The organism is Neisseria cinerea (assembly GCF_900475315.1).
Lineage (GTDB): Bacteria > Pseudomonadota > Gammaproteobacteria > Burkholderiales > Neisseriaceae > Neisseria > Neisseria cinerea.
Genome location: NZ_LS483369.1, coordinates 1,353,911 through 1,372,409 on the forward strand (window position 1 = coordinate 1,353,911; position 18,499 = coordinate 1,372,409).

Consider the following 18,499-nt stretch of genomic DNA (forward strand, 5'->3'; position numbering starts at 1 on the left):
TGCATTTCAGACGGCATTTTTAACTTTCGGCAATCAGCCTGCCATCGCTTTGAACACTTCACCCGCCACGGCGACCGTTTCGTCAATCAAAACCGGCGTATGCGCGGCGGAAACAAAACCTGCTTCATAAGCAGACGGGCCGAAGGCAATGCCGCGGTCGAGCATACCGTGGAAGAAGCGTTTGAAAGCGTCGATATTGGAGCGCGCCATGTCGCCGTAGTTTTGCGGCGTATGGCTGGCAAAATACAGGCCGAACATACCGCCCACGCTGTCGGCGGTGAACTCGATACCGTGCGCTTTGGCGGCGGCGGCAAGCCCGTCGGCGAGGCGGTGGGTCAAGGCAGTCAGGTCTTCATAGAAGCCTTCGCGCTGGATGATTTCCAGCGTTTTCAAGCCTGCGGCGACGGCAATCGGGTTGCCCGACAAGGTGCCTGCCTGATACACGCCGCCCAGCGGGGAAATACATTCCATAATGTCTTTACGGCCGCCGAACGCGGCAAGCGGCATACCGCCGCCGATGACTTTGCCCATCGTGGTCAGGTCGGGCGTGATGCCGTGCAGCGATTGTGCGCCGCCGAGCGCGACGCGGAAACCGGTCATCACTTCGTCGTAAATCAACACAGCGCCGTGTTTTTCGGTCAATTCGCGCAGGGCTTTGACGAAGGCTTCGGTCGGTCGGACAAGGTTCATATTTCCGACGAAAGGCTCCAAAATCACACAGGCAATATCATTGCCGCTTTGAGCAAAGGCTTCTTCGAGTTGGGCGATGTTGTTGTATTCGAGTACCAAAGTATGTTTGGTAAAGTCGGCAGGCACACCGGCGGAAGAAGGATTGCCGAAGGTAAGCAGACCGCTGCCTGCTTTCACCAACAGGCTGTCGGAATGGCCGTGGTAGCAGCCTTCAAATTTGATGATTTTGTCGCGACCGGTAAAACCGCGTGCCAGACGGATGGCGGTCATGGTGGCTTCGGTACCGGAGCTGACAAGGCGCAGCCGTTCGACGGACGGCATGATTTTGGCGATTTCTTCGGCGATGACGATTTCGCCTTCGGTAGGCGCGCCGAACGACAAACCGCCCAAGGCAGCTTCGCGCACGGCTTCGATGACTTCGGGGTGCGCGTGTCCGACAATCGCAGGACCCCAAGAGCCGACATAGTCGGTGTAGCGCGTGCCGTTTTCGTCCCAAACATACGCGCCTTCGGCTTTTTTGATAAAGCGCGGCACGCCGCCGACGCTGCCGAATGCGCGGACGGGGGAATTCACGCCGCCGGGGATGATGGCTTTGGCGCGGTCGAATAAAATTTCGTTACGGTTCATATATATCCTTAAATTCCATCCTAAAGGCAGGTTTTAGGTTCTGAAACAGAAAAAGCTATTTTATCATTTTTCAGGTTTCGCCAAGGATTTGCCCGCTTCTTTGCGGATGACGTCAACCGTATCCCGGATGACGGAACGCTCGTCTTTTTCAACTTTATGTGTAAAGCGGTAGTCCCGGACAACTCCCTCCCCGTCGTAATCCACACACCACTCCCAATGTCGGCGTTCTGATTTCATATAAATGAAATTGGTCGGCAAAAAATTATAAATAGGCAGGCTGACTTCATGATAGGCATAACAGCCGAAAGGGTTGCGCTTCCCGAAACGTGCCTCTACCTCCGCCCGGGTCGTTTTGCCTTTAACAACCGTTTGTGCGATTCCCTCTTCCGTCTGATCACGCAGGAACTGATGTTCCCTGTCGCCGAAATTGCTGGTACACGCACACAGCAGCAATGCCGCCCATACAACCGGTTTCATATACATCTCCGTCAAATCAAACCTTCATTATACAGCCGTCCAAACCGGATAAATTCATATTAAAAACAATATTCTGTTTACAAAACCCACATCGTGCTATAATCCGCACCGATTTTCAGACGGCACCGTCATGCCGTCTGAAATTTTTTCATTCCAACAACAATCAGCCCCGCAATTACGGCTGCCTGAGAAAGACACAAACCATGAAAAAAGTATTTATCCGTACCTTCGGTTGCCAAATGAACGAGTACGACAGCGAAAAAATGCTGTCCGTCCTTGCCGAAGAACACGGCGGCATCGAGCAGGTTACCCAGCCCGACGACGCCGACATCATCTTGTTCAACACCTGTTCCGTGCGTGAAAAAGCGCAAGAAAAAGTTTTCTCCGATTTGGGGCGCGTCCGTCCGCTCAAAGAAAAAAATCCCGACCTCATCATCGGCGTTGCCGGCTGCGTCGCCTCTCAAGAAGGCGAAAACATCGTCAAACGCGCGCCGTATGTGGACGTGGTTTTCGGCCCGCAAACGCTGCACCGCCTGCCCAAACTCATCGTCGACAAAGAAACCACCGGTCTCTCGCAAATCGATATTTCCTTCCCCGAAATCGAGAAATTCGACCACCTGCCGCCTGCACGCGTAGAAGGCGGTTCGGCATTCATTTCCATCATGGAAGGCTGTTCCAAATACTGCTCTTACTGCGTCGTCCCTTACACCCGCGGCGAAGAATTCTCCCGCCCGCTCAACGACGTATTGACCGAGATTGCCGGCTTGGCGCAACAAGGCGTTAAAGAAATCAACCTCTTAGGCCAAAACGTCAACGCCTATCGCGGCGAAATGGAAAACGGCGAAATCTGCGACTTTGCTACTTTGTTGCGCATTGTCCACGAAATCCCCGGCATCGAACGCCTGCGCTTTACCACCAGCCATCCGCGCGAATTTACCGACGCGATTATCGAGTGCTACCGCGACCTGCCGAAGCTGGTTTCCCACCTGCACCTACCGATTCAAAGCGGTTCCGACCGCGTATTGAGCGCGATGAAACGCGGCTATACCGCTTTGGAATACAAATCCATCATCCGCAAACTGCGCGCCATCCGTCCTGATTTGTGCCTCAGCTCCGACTTTATCGTCGGCTTCCCGGGCGAGACCGAGCGCGAGTTCGAGCAAACCTTGAAACTGGTCAAAGACATTGCCTTCGACTTGAGCTTCGTCTTTATTTACAGTCCGCGCCCTGGCACGCCTGCCGCCAACCTGCACGACGACACACCGCATGAAGAAAAAGTGCGCCGCCTCGAAGCTTTGAACGAAGTCATCGAAGCCGAAACCGCGCGCATCAACCAAACCATGGTCGGCACGGTTCAACGCTGTTTGGTCGAAGGTATCTCCAAAAAAGACCCTGACCAACTGCAAGCCCGTACTGCCAACAACCGCGTGGTCAACTTTACCGGCACACCCGACATGATTAACCAAATGATCGATTTGGAAATCACCGAGGCCTACACCTTCTCCCTGCGCGGCAAAGTTGTCGAAGCCTAAGTCTTCCCCACTGTAAAAATGCCGTCTGAATCCGGTTTCAGACGGCATTTCCCACTTTGCGACGAACATCAGAACGTTTTGTTAAACTCAACAAACGCTCTGTTTTTTTCGTATTCATTCATCACATCGTTACTCCATGTTTCACGGTGCGACAAGGTCAGGCGCGGTGTGATGCCTTTAATATGCAACGCACGGTGCCAAAGGCTCAACGAAGTATCCAGTTCCCTATCCCTGCGCCTTTCCCCTTTAAAACTGCTGAAGAAGCTGGTTTTTTCATAACGCCTTTGCGCCACACCGACCCGAAGCAGCGAGGACAAACCGCTGCCGCCCCACTCCTGCCCCCAAGCAAAACGCATACCGTAACGGTTGAAATTGTCGCCCCGGTCGGCGGGGTTGCGCTCGCGGTAAAGATCCAAACCGCCCATCCAATATTGCCGCGCATTGGGATAGTAAATCAAGGAATGGCTCAACATAAGGTTTTTGTTGTTGGAACGGTCATACCGTATATTTTTCAGATAACCTGTTTCCACAGGCGGTAAGCATCTGCAGTTTCTGCGCCAGCCAATAGTCGAAACTTACCCTCGCGCCGTTGGCATAAGAATAGGCATCGTTGCCGTAGGTCCGGCGTTCGTGAAATACCGTCAGCCCTATATCTTTACGCTGATCCGAATAGCCTGCACCGGTAGATACGCGCGCCGTCATGTCGTTAAATCTCGTGTTGTCCGGATAAATCCTGCCGAACAAATCGCCGCCCGCCGTCGCATACCATCCGTCTTTCAACGACCATTTTTTCTCCGCACCGATCTGATAGTTGACTGCCGTACCGTTCACCTGTTTCGGGAGCGTAAATTGTCCATATTCCTGCTGTTTCGGGGCCTGGTTGATATTCCGCTCTTGGGTGACGCTAAATCCGCCGTTAAATTTCCACGCATCCCGATCACGCAATGCCTTGCGGTACAATTCGACTTGTTCCATAAGCTGAGGCGGCAGGTCTTCTGTTTTCAGACGGTCGAACTGGTCTGCCGCCGCCTCGTTTTGTTTGTCTTCAAACAATGCGGCGGCAAGGCGCAGACGGACGGCGGGCGCATCGGGCTGGATGGCAATCAGTCGACGGTAATAGGAAACCGCTTCTTTCACCCTACCGTCTGCCTGCGCCAAAATCCCTTGTGCATAAAGTGCCAGCATCTTATCCTGCTGCGCCTGTTTTAGGTAAATCGGCAAAATAACTCGGATACCGGCAATATTGTTTGAAACCACTGCGGAATACATGGCACGCGACAGTAATTCGGGATTTTTCAGCAGGGTTTCTCCGTCAATCTGCAAAACTTTCCCTTTTTCCTGTACCTGTTCCGATATCTTTTCCTTGTTGACGGGTTTAACTTCCACTTCATGGATCTTGAACTCGGGCTTGTTTCTCAAATCAGGTCCGTGCGGTATTTCTTCGGCGTATGCCGCTGTTGCCAACAAAGACAGCAGCAATACCCATCTGTTTTGTGCAGTCATAAAACAGCTTTCTAAAAACAATCATTATCAATTGGGAATTGTACCAGTTTTTTACGTTACCGTTTTAAACGCCGATACCAAATATGGAGTCTGAAACACCCGGCCGTTTTTTATCGGCCAATATGGCGGCGTAGATTTTAATGAGGATAAATAAGCCGTCAAGGTAAAGACGGTATGGGGCAGTCCGGGCGATGGGCGATGCCGTATTATTCGAATGGGTACGCTATGAAAACAGCCGCCCTGCCTGAAAACGGAGGGCGGCTGACTTCAAAAAAACTATCTGCCGAGCTGCTGACCGATATAGGTCATAATCAATTCTTTTTTTTCCCAAAAAAACTTCTGCATTTTCTGTTCGGAATACAGTTTGCGAACCAGTACGGGCAGGCCGCCATGAATAATTGAGGCAATTTCTTTATTGCCCTCTTCTTCCTGCATGGCCGCCTGAAAATCCAAACCGCGGCTTTTCAGATATTCCGCAAGCTGGTTGCGGACGTGCGAATTGAGTTCGATGGATTTGAGCATTTTTCCTCCGTTTTCGGTAACGATTATATTGAATCCGTCTGTATGCCTTATTTTATCATGTTTCACGGACGGTTTGCCTGTACAATACAGCTTTTCAGTATGATGTGCTGGCATTTATGTATTCTTGGTTCAAACTGTTTCACCTGTTTTTTGTTATTTCATGGTTTGCCGGCCTGTTTTACCTGCCGAGGATTTTTGTCAATATGGCAATGATCGGTACGCCGCGCGGCAATCCCGAGTATGTGCGTCTGTCGGGCATGGCGGTGCGGTTGTACCGTTTTATGTCCCCTTTGGGCTTCGGTGCGGTCGTGTTCGGCTCGGCGATACCGTTTGCCGCCGGTTGGTGGGGCAGCGGTTGGGTACATGTCAAACTGTGTTTGGGGTTGATGCTCTTGGCCTATCAGCTGTATTGCGGCGTGCTGCTGCGTCGTTTTCAGAATTACAGCAATACTTTCTCACACCGCTGGTATCGCGTATTTAACGAAATCCCTGTACTGCTGATGATAGGTGCGCTTTACCTGGTTGTGTTCAAACCGTTTTGACGGAGTGCCTTATGACGGTAGAAATCGAACGCCGCTTTTTGATTGAAAACGACAAATGGCATCAATACGCCGATGAGCCGCTGCTCTTGAAACAGGCTTATCTTTCTGTCGAGAAAGAACGTACCGTCCGTGTCCGTATTGTCGGACAACGGGCGTGGCTGACACTGAAAGGCTATATTTCGGAACTCAGCCGCAGTGAGTTTGAATACGAAATCCCGCTTGCAGATGCGGAAAAGATGATGGAAACGATGTGCCCGTTTAAAATGGAAAAATGGCGCTATCCGGTCAGATGGGGCGGCAGTCTGTTTGAAATCGATGTTTTTCTTGGCGATAATGCGCCTTTGGTCGTTGCGGAAATCGAGTTGCCCGATGAGAATGCCGATTTTGACCGTCCGGACTGGCTGGGACGGGAAATCACTTCAGACAGCATGTTTACCAATGCATACTTGAGCAAACACCCGTTCTCAACCTGGAAATAAAATGCCGTCTGAAATACATTCAGACGGCATCTGCCTTACGATTATCTTTTGAGATAATGCACAAACGCATATGCTGTCCCTTTACTGCTAACACGTCGTTCCGTCCTCTCCGCCTCTTTCCAATACATCCGGTCTATTTCAGGGAAAAACGCATCACCTTCCACAGTCAGGCCGACTTCGGTTATCCGCAGGTCAGTCGCCCACGGCATCGCTTGTGCGTATATCTGCACACCACCCATAATGACGATTTCCTCCATATCGGCACACAATGCCAATGCAGCCTCCAAACTTGCCGCCGTTTCCGCACCTGCCGCGCAATAATCCGCCTGCCTGCTAATAACAATGTTTCTTCTTTCAGGCAGGGGTTTGACCGGTAAAGACTCCCATGTTTTCCGTCCCATTATCACCGGTTTCCCCAAGGTATATGCTTTGAAAAATGCAAAATCTTCCGGAATATGCCAAGGCATGGCGTTTCCCGCCCCAATGCACAGATTCTCCGCACACGCTGCAATTAAGGTTATTTTAGTCATGTTGTCTCCATAAAAATGCCGTCTGAAAGCTTCAGACGGCATTTTATGATATTCCGTATCAAAAATCTCAACTTGCCCGAGCAATACGTATTTTGTTGGCACCCGCCAACAATGCCAACAGTTCTTCAGTCGCATCCCAACCGATACACGCATCGGTAATGCTCTTACCGTAAACTTCCGGCTTATCCTGTCTGCCTTCTATTAAATGGCTTTCTACCATTACACCCATAATATTGCTCCCGTCCTGTTCCAATTGGGCGGCAATATCCCGTGCCACGTCCATCTGCTTGGTATAATCCTTACGGCTGTTAGCATGGCTGCAATCAATCATCAGCTTATCATTTACACCGGCCGCCTTTAACTGCTCAACCGCAGCACTGACGTGTTCCGCATCATAATTCGGCTCTTTACCGCCCCGCAAAATAACATGACAATCTGGATTGCCACTGGTATGGACAATGGCGGAATGTCCGGCTTTAGTTACAGACAAGAAATGATGGGAATGGCTCGCCGCACCAATTGCATCGATTGCAATCTTCAAATTACCATCCGTACCGTTTTTAAAGCCGACGGGACAGGACAGACCGCTTGCTAATTCGCGGTGAACTTGACTTTCAGTCGTCCGTGCACCGATTGCCCCCCAAGAAATCAGGTCGGCATAATACTGGGGTGTAATCATATCCAAAAATTCGGTAGAGGCAGGCATGCCCATATTATTCAGTGATAACAACAGACTGCGCGCCTGACGCAAACCGAAATTGATATCGAATGTTCCGTCCAAGTGCGGGTCGTTAATCAAACCTTTCCAACCCACCGTCGTTCTCGGCTTCTCGAAATAAACTCGCATCACAATCAAAAGCTCGTTTTCATACTGTTTACGGAGTTTCAACAAACGCTCCGCATATTCCAACGCCGCTTTTGGATCGTGAATCGAACATGGCCCGATAATGACCAAGAGCCGTTTATCCTTACCATGCACCAAATCCGAAATCTCATGGCGCGTACGGTGAACCAGACCCGAAGCCTCTTTGGAAATCGGCAGCTCGTAAAGATGGGCAATCGGCGGCAGCAGTTCTTTAACTTCTTTAATCTTAATATCATCGGTGGGGTAATGGTGTGTCATCGGGTATCTTTCCTGATTGGTTTTGTATATAGATTACATGGTTTGTATAACCATAACAAGCTCAACAGTCCGCTACAAAGCTATTTTATTTCAAAATAACCGACACAGATTTTTTTATAGATTTTAAATTTCATATTTTTAATATTTTGGAAATTTTATTCCAAATAAAAAGAAAATAAATTGATAAAAACAATACTAGCCATTCATTCGGACAAACCTATACGACAAAATCGAAACAACCGAAAATACACAGAGACCCTTGAAAAGAAAATAAACGAATTAATTAAAAAAAGATTTAATTGATAAGTGGGCATTTCCCTCAATCTTTTTAACTTATCTTCATTGCAGAAAACAGGACATGAAAAAACCTTACTTACACGCTCATTGGCAGCCGTTTTCGCCGACACAATGGCAAACGTTCTCGATTTTATCGCCAAAGGCGAGTACAAAGTCTTTACCGGAAAGACACTACTGGCGATTTGAAAAAAACAACGCAAGCCGGTTATCGGTTTCCGTGCGGACATACCGTTTGACGAACGCCACAGTATGCGTTTTGAAGCGACGCACAACAAAAATAAAATCGATATCTACGATAAGGAAGGAGGAGAAACTCAACGGGCATAATAAGCAAAACAGCTACAGTGTATGCCGGCTATACCCACACCCAATCGGTCAGCGAATCCACACGCTTCCGTAGCGGCATCGGTCTGGGATACAGTACATCCAAGCGGAATATCCTCTGGGAGAAAGGCGCGACGGCTACGCCCGTCTCTTCAAAAGGTAAACACCTTATAGACAGCGAAATTCATCAAAACCTTGTGAAGGCTGGTCCCTAACTCCGTGAGCAGATCCCCATGTAGATTTGCACGGCAAAACCAAAGTGGCGATCACTCAAATGGGGGAGCGCAAGCACCAAAGTATGGGAATTTAGCGCCAGTCTGAATGAGGGCAAACAACTGACCGACGGTCTCAACATGGAATTTGGTCCGTACTACCGCCACCGCGCAACCCGCGAGTCTGCCGAGTTCGTCTTGGATGGCGACAAAACCGAAATGGATCGTACAAAGGACAACGAGTACGGCTTCCGCGTAGCCGCAACGTTCTAATTCCCTTACGCATGAAAGGCAATATAGAAGTGCCGCCTTTGCCCATGTTCAACAGAAATATTCCGTAGCGTAGTTTACCTCATTGTTTCACACATACCGGAAATGCCGTCTAAAAACCAATTTTCAGACGGCACATAGTCAATTAAAGTCAAATATGTACGCCCCATTCTCTCTTGAGCGGGCATACAATAGTTGACTTTACTCTCATAAGCAACCATTACTGAAACAGCGGATTTTAATTCCATCAACATAGCCATAACGAAATCAAACACCCTGCCCCACTATAAAGCACACACAATAAAACGCCGCCCGACCTATGGTCAGACGGCACTTTATCGGTACTTACGCCCTATTTTTTAGCTGCGGGTATAGCCGGTTTAGCAGGTACCTTAGCCGCAGGCGCACCGACAGAAGCCTGATCCTTTAGCTTCGCCAACAACACAGGGCCGATACCCTTAACCTTCGTCAACTCGTCCACAGACTTGAACGCACCGTTTTGCGCACGGTATTCCACAATGGCCTTTGCCTTCGCCGGACCTATTCCCGGCAGCGCCTCCAATTCCTGCTGGGAAGCGGCATTGACGTTTACCGCAGCAAAAGAGAAGGCGCAGGAGAACAGCATACAGAACAATACAAACATTTTTTTCATGGTTTTTCCTCCAACGTGTGGTAAATAATAAAATTACGTCATTTTAAAATGAATATCCCAAAATTTCAAGTATCCCTCCACAAACCCAACCGGACACCTCACAGATACCGTCCCGCCATCCCCGACATTTTTTCCTGGCAAAGCAAAAACCCCCGGATATCCGGGGGTTTTCTGAATGGGTGTTTGGCAGTGACCTACTTTCGCATGGAAGAACCACACTATCATCGGCGCTGAGTCGTTTCACGGTCCTGTTCGGGATGGGAAGGCGTGGGACCAACTCGCTATGGCCGCCAAACTTAAACTGTTACAAATCGGTAAAGCCTTAATCAATATATTCGGTGATGACTGAAATCAGTCAGTAAGCTTTTATCTTTGAAGTTCTTCAAATGATAGAGTCAAGCCTCACGAGCAATTAGTATGGGTTAGCTTCACGCGTTACCGCGCTTCCACACCCCACCTATCAACGTCCTGGTCTCGAACGACTCTTTAGTGTGGTTAAACCACAAGGGAAGTCTCATCTTCAGGCGAGTTTCGCGCTTAGATGCTTTCAGCGCTTATCTCTTCCGAACTTAGCTACCCGGCTATGCAACTGGCGTTACAACCGGTACACCAGAGGTTCGTCCACTCCGGTCCTCTCGTACTAGGAGCAGCCCCCGTCAAACTTCCAACGCCCACTGCAGATAGGGACCAAACTGTCTCACGACGTTTTAAACCCAGCTCACGTACCACTTTAAATGGCGAACAGCCATACCCTTGGGACCGACTACAGCCCCAGGATGTGATGAGCCGACATCGAGGTGCCAAACTCCGCCGTCGATATGAACTCTTGGGCGGAATCAGCCTGTTATCCCCGGAGTACCTTTTATCCGTTGAGCGATGGCCCTTCCATACAGAACCACCGGATCACTATGTCCTGCTTTCGCACCTGCTCGACTTGTCGGTCTCGCAGTTAAGCTACCTTTTGCCATTGCACTATCAGTCCGATTTCCGACCGGACCTAGGTAACCTTCGAACTCCTCCGTTACTCTTTGGGAGGAGACCGCCCCAGTCAAACTGCCTACCATGCACGGTCCCCGACCCGGATTACGGGTCTGGGTTAGAACCTCAAAGACACCAGGGTGGTATTTCAAGGACGGCTCCACAGAGACTGGCGTCTCTGCTTCTAAGCCTCCCACCTATCCTACACAAGTGACTTCAAAGTCCAATGCAAAGCTACAGTAAAGGTTCACGGGGTCTTTCCGTCTAGCAGCGGGTAGATTGCATCTTCACAACCACTTCAACTTCGCTGAGTCTCAGGAGGAGACAGTGTGGCCATCGTTACGCCATTCGTGCGGGTCGGAACTTACCCGACAAGGAATTTCGCTACCTTAGGACCGTTATAGTTACGGCCGCCGTTTACTGGGGCTTCGATCCGATGCTCTCACATCTTCAATTAACCTTCCAGCACCGGGCAGGCGTCACACCCTATACGTCCACTTTCGTGTTAGCAGAGTGCTGTGTTTTTAATAAACAGTCGCAGCCACCTATTCTCTGCGACCCTCCTAGGCTTACGGAGCAAGTCCTTAACCTTAGAGGGCATACCTTCTCCCGAAGTTACGGTATCAATTTGCCGAGTTCCTTCTCCTGAGTTCTCTCAAGCGCCTTAGAATTCTCATCCTGCCCACCTGTGTCGGTTTGCGGTACGGTTCGATTCAAACTGAAGCTTAGTGGCTTTTCCTGGAAGCGTGGTATCGGTTACTTCGTGTCCGTAGACACTCGTCGTCACTTCTCGGTGTTAAGAAGACCCGGATTTGCCTAAGTCTTCCACCTACCGGCTTAAACAAGCTATTCCAACAGCTTGCTAACCTAACCTTCTCCGTCCCCACATCGCATTTGAATCAAGTACAGGAATATTAACCTGTTTCCCATCGACTACGCATTTCTGCCTCGCCTTAGGGGCCGACTCACCCTACGCCGATGAACGTTGCGTAGGAAACCTTGGGCTTTCGGCGAGCGGGCTTTTCACCCGCTTTATCGCTACTCATGTCAACATTCGCACTTCTGATACCTCCAGCACACTTTACAATGCACCTTCATCGGCCTACAGAACGCTCCCCTACCATGCCGGTAAACCGGCATCCGCAGCTTCGGTTATAGATTTGAGCCCCGTTACATCTTCCGCGCAGGACGACTCGACCAGTGAGCTATTACGCTTTCTTTAAATGATGGCTGCTTCTAAGCCAACATCCTGGCTGTCTATGCCTTCCCACTTCGTTTACCACTTAATCTATCATTTGGGACCTTAGCTGGCGGTCTGGGTTGTTTCCCTCTTGACAACGGACGTTAGCACCCGCTGTCTGTCTCCCGAGGAACCACTTGATGGTATTCTGAGTTTGCCATGGGTTGGTAAGTTGCAATAACCCCCTAGCCATAACAGTGCTTTACCCCCATCAGTGTCTTGCTCGAGGCACTACCTAAATAGTTTTCGGGGAGAACCAGCTATCTCCGAGTTTGTTTAGCCTTTCACCCCTATCCACAGCTCATCCCCGCATTTTGCAACATGCGTGGGTTCGGTCCTCCAGTACCTGTTACGGCACCTTCAACCTGGCCATGGATAGATCACTCGGTTTCGGGTCTACACCCAGCAACTATTCGCCCTATTAAGACTCGGTTTCCCTACGCCTCCCCTATTCGGTTAAGCTCGCTACTGAATGTAAGTCGTTGACCCATTATACAAAAGGTACGCAGTCACACCACTAGGGTGCTCCCACTGTTTGTATGCATCAGGTTTCAGGTTCTATTTCACTCCCCTCCCGGGGTTCTTTTCGCCTTTCCCTCACGGTACTGGTTCACTATCGGTCGATGATGAGTATTTAGCCTTGGAGGATGGTCCCCCCATATTCAGACAGGATTTCACGTGTCCCGCCCTACTTTTCGTACGCTTAGTACCACCGTTGTGATTTTGAATACGGGACTATCACCCACTATGGTCAAGCTTCCCAGCTTGTTCTTCTATCTCAACAGTTATCACGTACAGGCTCCTCCGCGTTCGCTCGCCACTACTTGCGGAATCTCGGTTGATTTCTTTTCCTCCGGGTACTTAGATGGTTCAGTTCTCCGGGTTCGCTTCTCTAAGTCTATGTATTCAACTTAGGATACTGCACAGAATGCAGTGGGTTTCCCCATTCGGACATCGCGGGATCATAGCTTTATTGCCAGCTCCCCCGCGCTTTTCGCAGGCTTACACGTCCTTCGTCGCCTATCATCGCCAAGGCATCCACCTGATGCACTTATTCACTTGACTCTATCATTTCAAGAACTTCTTTGACTTCGTTTACCTACCCGTTGACTAGGGAAGCAAACTTGAAATTTCTACTTTGATAAAGCTTACTGCTTTGTTGTGTCTTAATCCTGCCTTTTGTGTTTCAGGATTAAGTCGATACAATCATCACCCAAATACTGTGTTTGTTTTCTTTTCTCTCGCGAGAGATTTTTACCCTTTGCAAAAGGTAAAAATCAAAACAAACTCATTGTCTTTGTTTGTTGATTTCGGCTTTCCAATTTGTTAAAGATCGATGCGTCGTTATTCTACTTCGCAAATCAAAATAAGCTGCTAAAAATAGCAAACTTGCTTTCATTTGTAAAGTTTTGGTGGAGGCAAACGGGATCGAACCGATGACCCCCTGCTTGCAAAGCAGGTGCTCTACCAACTGAGCTATGCCCCCGTTATTGGTGGGTCTGGGAGGACTTGAACCTCCGACCCCACGCTTATCAAGCGTGTGCTCTAACCAGCTGAGCTACAAACCCGGATTCTCTTCTTAAGCGAACCTTGCCTTCACTCAAGCTTCTTCCGCATCTTTTCAGTTTACCGATAAGTGTGAATGCCTAAAGCCTCTTCTTTCTCTAGAAAGGAGGTGATCCAGCCGCAGGTTCCCCTACGGCTACCTTGTTACGACTTCACCCCAGTCATGAAGCATACCGTGGTAAGCGGACCCCTTGCGGTTATCCTACCTACTTCTGGTATCCCCCACTCCCATGGTGTGACGGGCGGTGTGTACAAGACCCGGGAACGTATTCACCGCAGTATGCTGACCTGCGATTACTAGCGATTCCGACTTCATGCACTCGAGTTGCAGAGTGCAATCCGGACTACGATCGGTTTTGTGAGATTGGCTCCACCTCGCGGCTTGGCTACCCTCTGTACCGACCATTGTATGACGTGTGAAGCCCTGGTCATAAGGGCCATGAGGACTTGACGTCATCCCCACCTTCCTCCGGCTTGTCACCGGCAGTCTCATTAGAGTGCCCAACTGAATGATGGCAACTAATGACAAGGGTTGCGCTCGTTGCGGGACTTAACCCAACATCTCACGACACGAGCTGACGACAGCCATGCAGCACCTGTGTTACGGTTCCCGAAGGCACTCCTCCGTCTCTGGAGGATTCCGTACATGTCAAGACCAGGTAAGGTTCTTCGCGTTGCATCGAATTAATCCACATCATCCACCGCTTGTGCGGGTCCCCGTCAATTCCTTTGAGTTTTAATCTTGCGACCGTACTCCCCAGGCGGTCAATTTCACGCGTTAGCTACGCTACTGAACAATCAAGTTGCCCAACAGCTAATTGACATCGTTTAGGGCGTGGACTACCAGGGTATCTAATCCTGTTTGCTACCCACGCTTTCGAGCATGAACGTCAGTGTTATCCCAGGAGGCTGCCTTCGCCATCGGTATTCCTCCACATCTCTACGCATTTCACTGCTACACGTGGAATTCTACCTCCCTCTGACACACTCTAGTCACCCAGTTCAGAACGCAGTTCCCAGGTTGAGCCCGGGGATTTCACATCCTGCTTAAGTAACCGTCTGCGCTCGCTTTACGCCCAGTAATTCCGATTAACGCTCGCACCCTACGTATTACCGCGGCTGCTGGCACGTAGTTAGCCGGTGCTTATTCTTCAGGTACCGTCATCAGCCGCTGATATTAGCAACAGCCTTTTCTTCCCTGACAAAAGTCCTTTACAACCCGAAGGCCTTCTTCAGACACGCGGCATGGCTGGATCAGGCTTGCGCCCATTGTCCAAAATTCCCCACTGCTGCCTCCCGTAGGAGTCTGGGCCGTGTCTCAGTCCCAGTGTGGCGGATCATCCTCTCAGACCCGCTACTGATCGTCGCCTTGGTAGGCCTTTACCCCACCAACTAGCTAATCAGATATCGGCCGCTCGAATAGCGCAAGGCCCGAAGGTCCCCTGCTTTCCCTCTCAAGACGTATGCGGTATTAGCTGATCTTTCGATCAGTTATCCCCCACTACTCGGTACGTTCCGATATGTTACTCACCCGTTCGCCACTCGCCACCCAAGAAGCAAGCTTCTCTGTGCTGCCGTCCGACTTGCATGTGTAAAGCATGCCGCCAGCGTTCAATCTGAGCCAGGATCAAACTCTTATGTTCAATCTCTAACTTTTTAACTTCTGGTCTGCTTCAAAGAAACCGACAGGACAATGTTCAAAACATCATCTTGTCTGTCTTTCAAACAGTGTGAGGCTCAAGGCACTCACACTTATCGGTAATCTGTTTTGTTAAAGAGCGTTTGAATTACTTCGTTACCGCCGCTTCGTCAGCAGCGAAGAACCGAACTATACGCTTGAAGAGATTTGTGGTCAACCGTTTTCTTGAAAAATTTTTATAAAAATATTTATCATATTGTTTATAAATTAATTTATATTTATTAACCTGCTTTTGCCATATAAAATTCTTCCAGTGCATGAGAGATATTTTCAGCCTGCCATGCATTTTTCAAAGGTGCAGTAATTTCGATTTCTTGTTGTTGATAGGTAAATTGTATTTTCCATGCATACAGGAACATAGTTTCGGATTCTGTCCCTCCATATAAGCGGTCCCCCAAAATAGGACTGCCCAGACTTTTCATTGCCACTCTCAGCTGATGTGTCTTACCGGTATGAGGCTCAAGAATGAACAGCCGCATTTTTTCACTGATACGTATACTGAAAAACCGGGTAACAGCAATATTTTCCATATTGCGCGTCAGCTTCCACATCCCGCGTCTGGATTTTTCCATGCCGCCTTTTATCCATCCTTGTTTTTTGGACGGTTTACGGTCGGACAAAGCCAAATAGGTTTTCTTCATTTTCCTTTCTGCAAACTGTGCGGCAAGAACAGCGGCGCTTTGGGGATTAAGGGCAAACAGCAATATGCCTCCGGTCTGCTTGTCCAACCTGTGCAGCAACCATACCTTTTCTACGCCCAACTGTGCCGCAAGTGTTGCCGTCAGACTGACTTCGCCGTCGGAACGGTGGACGGATATGCCTTGAGGTTTATTGATGGCGACAAAATCTTGGTGTCTGAATAAGATTTCCCACATATTTGAACCTGAATATATTTGACAGAAGCTTTCTGTCAGGCATTGTTGTGATGTTCTGCAATCATTTTTTGGTACACGGCCGGCGGCACATATCTTTTAACGGTTTCCATCCAGCCTTCCGGCCCGACCAGTCCTTTGACCATAGTGGACGACACTTCGGCAATTTCGCGCGGCGGCATGAGGAATACGGTGGATATTTCGGGTGCGAGGTCACTGTTGATATGGCGCATGGAACGTTCGTATTCGTAATCCGAAGCAGAACGTATGCCGCGCACGATGAATCCCGCCTGCACTTCGCGGGCGTAATGCACCAAAAACCGGTTTTCAAATACATCGATTCTGACGTTGGGAAACATTTCGGTAATATCGTGCAGCATATCCCGCCTATCGGCTATCGTGTAGGTGCTGCGTTTATCCGGATTAATGCCGATGGAGACAATAAGTTCGTCAAACATGGATTGTGCCTGCCGTATCATCCACAGATGCCCCAATGTGGGCGGATCGAAACTGCCGGCATAAACGGCTCGGCGCGGTGTATTCGGTGACATATGATTCCTTCCGACAGCATAGTCGGCCGTATGTTGATGAATGTGTATCCGTATTGTATGCCCAAAACAAAATGCCGTCTGAAATAACTTTTCAGACGGCATGGTTCGGATGGCGTTTTACCGATATCAATCATCACCGTTTAAAGACAATAGGATATGCAACAAGCTGCTGAATATGTTGTATAAGGAGATGAAGATGGTTAATGCCGCGCTGATGTGGCTGTCTTCTCCGCCATCAATGACTGTGCGTACCTGCCACATAATCATTAAGGAACTGAACAAGACAAAACCTGCCGAAATGGTCAAGGCGAGTGCGGGAATACTCAAAAACAGGTTGGCCACCATGGCGACCATCAGAATCACCGCACCCACAGTCAGAAAGCGTGCAAGTTCGTTCATATTAAGCCTCGAACGTCGTGCCAGTACGGACATAGTCAGGAAAACGGCGGCGGTCATAGCTGCGGCAATGCCGACGATTTTCGCACCGTCGGCAATATGAAGCGCATATTGCAGCACAGGGCTGATCAATACACCTATACCGAATGTGAATACCATCAACAGGGTAACGCCGGTATTACTGTAACGGTTTTTCTCGATAAGATAAGTCATGCCGTAGAAAAATACCAAGAATGCGATGAGACTGATCCAGCGCGAACCTAAGGCGGCATAAAAATTGAAGTTCATGCCGGCTGCAAATGCCGCACCTGCCACCGCAGGGATAAAGGACAGCCCGAGCAGGCGGTAAGTTTTTTGCAAAACGGTGTTTTTAGAAACTGTATGCGCGGTGTAGTCGTAAACGTCGTGCTGCATGGCATATGCTCCTGAAAGTGTGGTTGGGAATACTTGGGGATTTTAACATTGTTCAACGTCAAAACTTGTTCGGTTGCGTCAAGATAAGGTTGTTCTGAGTATTTTAAAGGCTGTCTGAAACAGGTTCGGACAGCCTTTTATTTGAAGCAGGAAACCGTTTATTGCGGAACATACCCCTGAACGGCATCCGCGCCGTCGCCGAAGAAATACTGCTCCATCTGCTGAGCCAGGTATTCGCGCGCGCGCGGATCGGCAAGGCTTAAGCGGTTTTCGTTAATCAGCATAGTTTGGTGGCGCGTCCACGCCATCCATGCTTCTTGCGATACGTTTTCAAAAATGCGCTTGCCCAATTCGTTGGGAAGCGGTGGAAATTTCATGCCTTCGGCTTCTTTGTTGAGCTTAACGCAGAATACCATGCGTGCCATAGCGGATTCCTTTGCTGTGTGTTCAGAAATAACGGGGTGATTTTAACCGATTAGGGGTACAGACAAAAGCCTTCTTATTCCCGATGATAAGGATGGTTGTGCAGGATGGAAACAGCCCGGTAGAGCTGCTCGGTCAGAAGGACGCGCACCATGCCGTGCGGCAGGGTGAGGCTGGACAGGCGCATCATCATGCGGGCTTGTTGTTTGAGGCGGTCGGTCATGCCGTCCGCACCGCCGATGACGAAGCAGACGTGTTCGCCGTTTTGCTGCCAGCTTTTGAGGTGTTCCGCCAGCTCGACGGAGGTCGGTGCTTTGCCGCGTTCGTCAAGAACGACGAGGAACGCGCCTTGCGGAACGGCTTCAAGGATGCGTTTTTCTTCCGCCGCCATACTTTGGGCGGCATTCACGCCCGCGCCGCGTTTTTCGGGTTTGATTTCTTTGAGTGCGTAGGCGACGTCGCGTCCGAAGCGTTTGGCGTATTCGGCGACGGCCTCATCAACCCAGCGCGGCATTTTGGTGCCGACTGCCAAAACGGTAATGTTCAATGCTTTCTCCCTTACAGGAAAATGCCGTCTGAA

General features: G+C 49.6%; 17 protein-coding genes, 2 tRNA genes, 3 rRNA genes and 1 pseudogene. 6 read left to right on the top strand and 17 right to left on the bottom strand.

Going from position 1 to position 18,499, the window contains the following annotated elements; all coding sequences use genetic code 11:
- Positions 1-33: 33 nt before the first annotated feature.
- On the bottom strand, positions 34-1,317 hold the full coding sequence (hemL, locus tag DQM57_RS06960) for a glutamate-1-semialdehyde 2,1-aminomutase (protein ID WP_111727362.1): 1,284 nt from the start codon (positions 1,315-1,317) through the stop codon (positions 34-36).
- A gap of 63 nt (positions 1,318-1,380) precedes the next feature.
- Positions 1,381-1,794, bottom strand: a complete 414-nt coding sequence (locus DQM57_RS06965; RefSeq protein ID WP_111727363.1) for a glucosamine-fructose-6-phosphate aminotransferase — start codon at positions 1,792-1,794, stop codon at positions 1,381-1,383.
- Positions 1,795-1,997: 203 nt separating this feature from the next.
- Here DQM57_RS06965 and miaB point away from each other — a divergent pair, with 203 nt between their 5' ends.
- Positions 1,998-3,326, top strand: coding sequence for a tRNA (N6-isopentenyl adenosine(37)-C2)-methylthiotransferase MiaB (miaB, locus tag DQM57_RS06970; RefSeq protein ID WP_025456781.1), 1,329 nt, complete (start codon positions 1,998-2,000; stop codon positions 3,324-3,326).
- A gap of 68 nt (positions 3,327-3,394) precedes the next feature.
- Here miaB and DQM57_RS06975 read toward each other — a convergent pair.
- Together DQM57_RS06975 and DQM57_RS06980 are read right to left on the bottom strand one after the other, a co-directional pair.
- A pseudogene (locus DQM57_RS06975) lies at positions 3,395-4,829 on the bottom strand (surface lipoprotein assembly modifier).
- Positions 4,830-5,105: 276 nt separating this feature from the next.
- A complete protein-coding gene (locus DQM57_RS06980) occupies positions 5,106-5,351 on the bottom strand; it encodes a hypothetical protein (protein WP_111727364.1) in 246 nt (81 codons plus the stop codon).
- Between the two features lie 116 nt (positions 5,352-5,467).
- On the opposite strand from DQM57_RS06980, the gene DQM57_RS06985 reads away from it, so the two are divergent.
- Complete coding sequence (locus DQM57_RS06985) at positions 5,468-5,893, top strand: CopD family protein (RefSeq protein WP_111727723.1); 426 nt, start codon at positions 5,468-5,470, stop codon at positions 5,891-5,893.
- A gap of 11 nt (positions 5,894-5,904) precedes the next feature.
- On the top strand, positions 5,905-6,372 hold the full coding sequence (locus DQM57_RS06990; protein WP_111727365.1) for a CYTH domain-containing protein: 468 nt from the start codon (positions 5,905-5,907) through the stop codon (positions 6,370-6,372).
- 41 nt (positions 6,373-6,413) lie between these two features.
- Here the strand turns inward: DQM57_RS06990 and DQM57_RS06995 are convergent, their stop codons facing one another.
- Entirely contained in the window at positions 6,414-6,902 is a 489-nt protein-coding gene (locus DQM57_RS06995; protein ID WP_111727725.1) for a dihydrofolate reductase, read from the bottom strand.
- 67 nt (positions 6,903-6,969) lie between these two features.
- On the bottom strand, positions 6,970-8,025 hold the full coding sequence (gene aroG / locus DQM57_RS07000; protein ID WP_003676888.1) for a 3-deoxy-7-phosphoheptulonate synthase AroG: 1,056 nt from the start codon (positions 8,023-8,025) through the stop codon (positions 6,970-6,972).
- A gap of 546 nt (positions 8,026-8,571) precedes the next feature.
- Here aroG and DQM57_RS09965 point away from each other — a divergent pair.
- The 3 genes from DQM57_RS09965 (at position 8,572) to DQM57_RS09895 (ending at position 9,131) form a co-directional block, all read left to right on the top strand.
- The gene (locus tag DQM57_RS09965; protein WP_269460486.1) at positions 8,572-8,649 is read left to right on the top strand and encodes a hypothetical protein; all 78 of its coding nucleotides are present in this window, start codon (positions 8,572-8,574) and stop codon (positions 8,647-8,649) included.
- Positions 8,649-8,861, top strand: coding sequence for a hypothetical protein (locus DQM57_RS07015; protein ID WP_269460487.1), 213 nt, complete (start codon positions 8,649-8,651; stop codon positions 8,859-8,861). Before DQM57_RS09965 ends, DQM57_RS07015 begins: the two co-directional genes overlap by 1 nt.
- A gap of 120 nt (positions 8,862-8,981) precedes the next feature.
- On the top strand, positions 8,982-9,131 hold the full coding sequence (locus DQM57_RS09895; protein ID WP_231992150.1) for a hypothetical protein: 150 nt from the start codon (positions 8,982-8,984) through the stop codon (positions 9,129-9,131).
- 349 nt (positions 9,132-9,480) lie between these two features.
- Here DQM57_RS09895 and DQM57_RS07025 read toward each other — a convergent pair whose 3' ends face one another.
- The 11 genes from DQM57_RS07025 to rlmH all read right to left on the bottom strand — a co-directional run bounded on the left by DQM57_RS07025 (position 9,481) and on the right by rlmH (position 18,466).
- On the bottom strand, positions 9,481-9,780 hold the full coding sequence (locus tag DQM57_RS07025; RefSeq protein WP_505755977.1) for a helix-hairpin-helix domain-containing protein: 300 nt from the start codon (positions 9,778-9,780) through the stop codon (positions 9,481-9,483).
- Between the two features lie 181 nt (positions 9,781-9,961).
- Positions 9,962-10,075: ribosomal RNA gene (rrf, locus tag DQM57_RS07030) — 5S ribosomal RNA — on the bottom strand.
- Positions 10,076-10,171: 96 nt separating this feature from the next.
- Positions 10,172-13,063 (bottom strand): 23S ribosomal RNA (locus tag DQM57_RS07035).
- Positions 13,064-13,408: 345 nt separating this feature from the next.
- Positions 13,409-13,484 (bottom strand) — tRNA-Ala (locus tag DQM57_RS07040).
- Between the two features lie 5 nt (positions 13,485-13,489).
- Positions 13,490-13,566 (bottom strand) — tRNA-Ile (locus DQM57_RS07045).
- 100 nt (positions 13,567-13,666) lie between these two features.
- Positions 13,667-15,207, bottom strand: a 16S ribosomal RNA gene (locus tag DQM57_RS07050).
- The 16S, 23S and 5S rRNA genes sit together here with 2 tRNA genes alongside, the layout of an rRNA operon.
- A 277-nt stretch (positions 15,208-15,484) precedes the next feature.
- Positions 15,485-16,138 (bottom strand): TIGR01621 family pseudouridine synthase, encoded by a 654-nt coding sequence (locus DQM57_RS07060; RefSeq protein ID WP_111727367.1) that lies wholly within the window; start codon positions 16,136-16,138, stop codon positions 15,485-15,487.
- Between the two features lie 35 nt (positions 16,139-16,173).
- The gene (gene coaD / locus DQM57_RS07065) at positions 16,174-16,686 is read right to left on the bottom strand and encodes a pantetheine-phosphate adenylyltransferase (protein WP_107860498.1); all 513 of its coding nucleotides are present in this window, start codon (positions 16,684-16,686) and stop codon (positions 16,174-16,176) included.
- Between the two features lie 126 nt (positions 16,687-16,812).
- Entirely contained in the window at positions 16,813-17,496 is a 684-nt protein-coding gene (locus DQM57_RS07070) for a Bax inhibitor-1 family protein (RefSeq protein ID WP_111727368.1), read from the bottom strand.
- 158 nt (positions 17,497-17,654) lie between these two features.
- On the bottom strand, positions 17,655-17,921 hold the full coding sequence (locus tag DQM57_RS07075; protein WP_002223157.1) for an oxidative damage protection protein: 267 nt from the start codon (positions 17,919-17,921) through the stop codon (positions 17,655-17,657).
- A gap of 74 nt (positions 17,922-17,995) precedes the next feature.
- On the bottom strand, positions 17,996-18,466 hold the full coding sequence (rlmH, locus tag DQM57_RS07080) for a 23S rRNA (pseudouridine(1915)-N(3))-methyltransferase RlmH (protein ID WP_111727727.1): 471 nt from the start codon (positions 18,464-18,466) through the stop codon (positions 17,996-17,998).
- Positions 18,467-18,499: the final 33 nt, after the last annotated feature.

Bases quoted from the DNA above. Each gene is read 5' to 3' on its own strand.
- DQM57_RS07075 (WP_002223157.1), bottom strand. From the start codon at position 17,921: ATGGCACGCATGGTATTCTGCGTTAAGCTCAACAAAGAAGCCGAAGGC.
- DQM57_RS06985 (WP_111727723.1), top strand. From the start codon at position 5,468: ATGTATTCTTGGTTCAAACTGTTTCACCTGTTTTTTGTTATTTCATGG.
- DQM57_RS06965 (WP_111727363.1), bottom strand. From the start codon at position 1,794: ATGAAACCGGTTGTATGGGCGGCATTGCTGCTGTGTGCGTGTACCAGC.
- DQM57_RS07060 (WP_111727367.1), bottom strand. From the start codon at position 16,138: ATGTGGGAAATCTTATTCAGACACCAAGATTTTGTCGCCATCAATAAA.
- miaB (WP_025456781.1), top strand. From the start codon at position 1,998: ATGAAAAAAGTATTTATCCGTACCTTCGGTTGCCAAATGAACGAGTAC.
- DQM57_RS06995 (WP_111727725.1), bottom strand. From the start codon at position 6,902: ATGACTAAAATAACCTTAATTGCAGCGTGTGCGGAGAATCTGTGCATT.
- DQM57_RS07070 (WP_111727368.1), bottom strand. From the start codon at position 17,496: ATGCAGCACGACGTTTACGACTACACCGCGCATACAGTTTCTAAAAAC.
- hemL (WP_111727362.1), bottom strand. From the start codon at position 1,317: ATGAACCGTAACGAAATTTTATTCGACCGCGCCAAAGCCATCATCCCC.
- DQM57_RS07025 (WP_505755977.1), bottom strand. From the start codon at position 9,780: ATGAAAAAAATGTTTGTATTGTTCTGTATGCTGTTCTCCTGCGCCTTC.
- DQM57_RS09965 (WP_269460486.1), top strand. From the start codon at position 8,572: ATGCGTTTTGAAGCGACGCACAACAAAAATAAAATCGATATCTACGAT.
- DQM57_RS06980 (WP_111727364.1), bottom strand. From the start codon at position 5,351: ATGCTCAAATCCATCGAACTCAATTCGCACGTCCGCAACCAGCTTGCG.
- DQM57_RS06990 (WP_111727365.1), top strand. From the start codon at position 5,905: ATGACGGTAGAAATCGAACGCCGCTTTTTGATTGAAAACGACAAATGG.
- aroG (WP_003676888.1), bottom strand. From the start codon at position 8,025: ATGACACACCATTACCCCACCGATGATATTAAGATTAAAGAAGTTAAA.
- coaD (WP_107860498.1), bottom strand. From the start codon at position 16,686: ATGTCACCGAATACACCGCGCCGAGCCGTTTATGCCGGCAGTTTCGAT.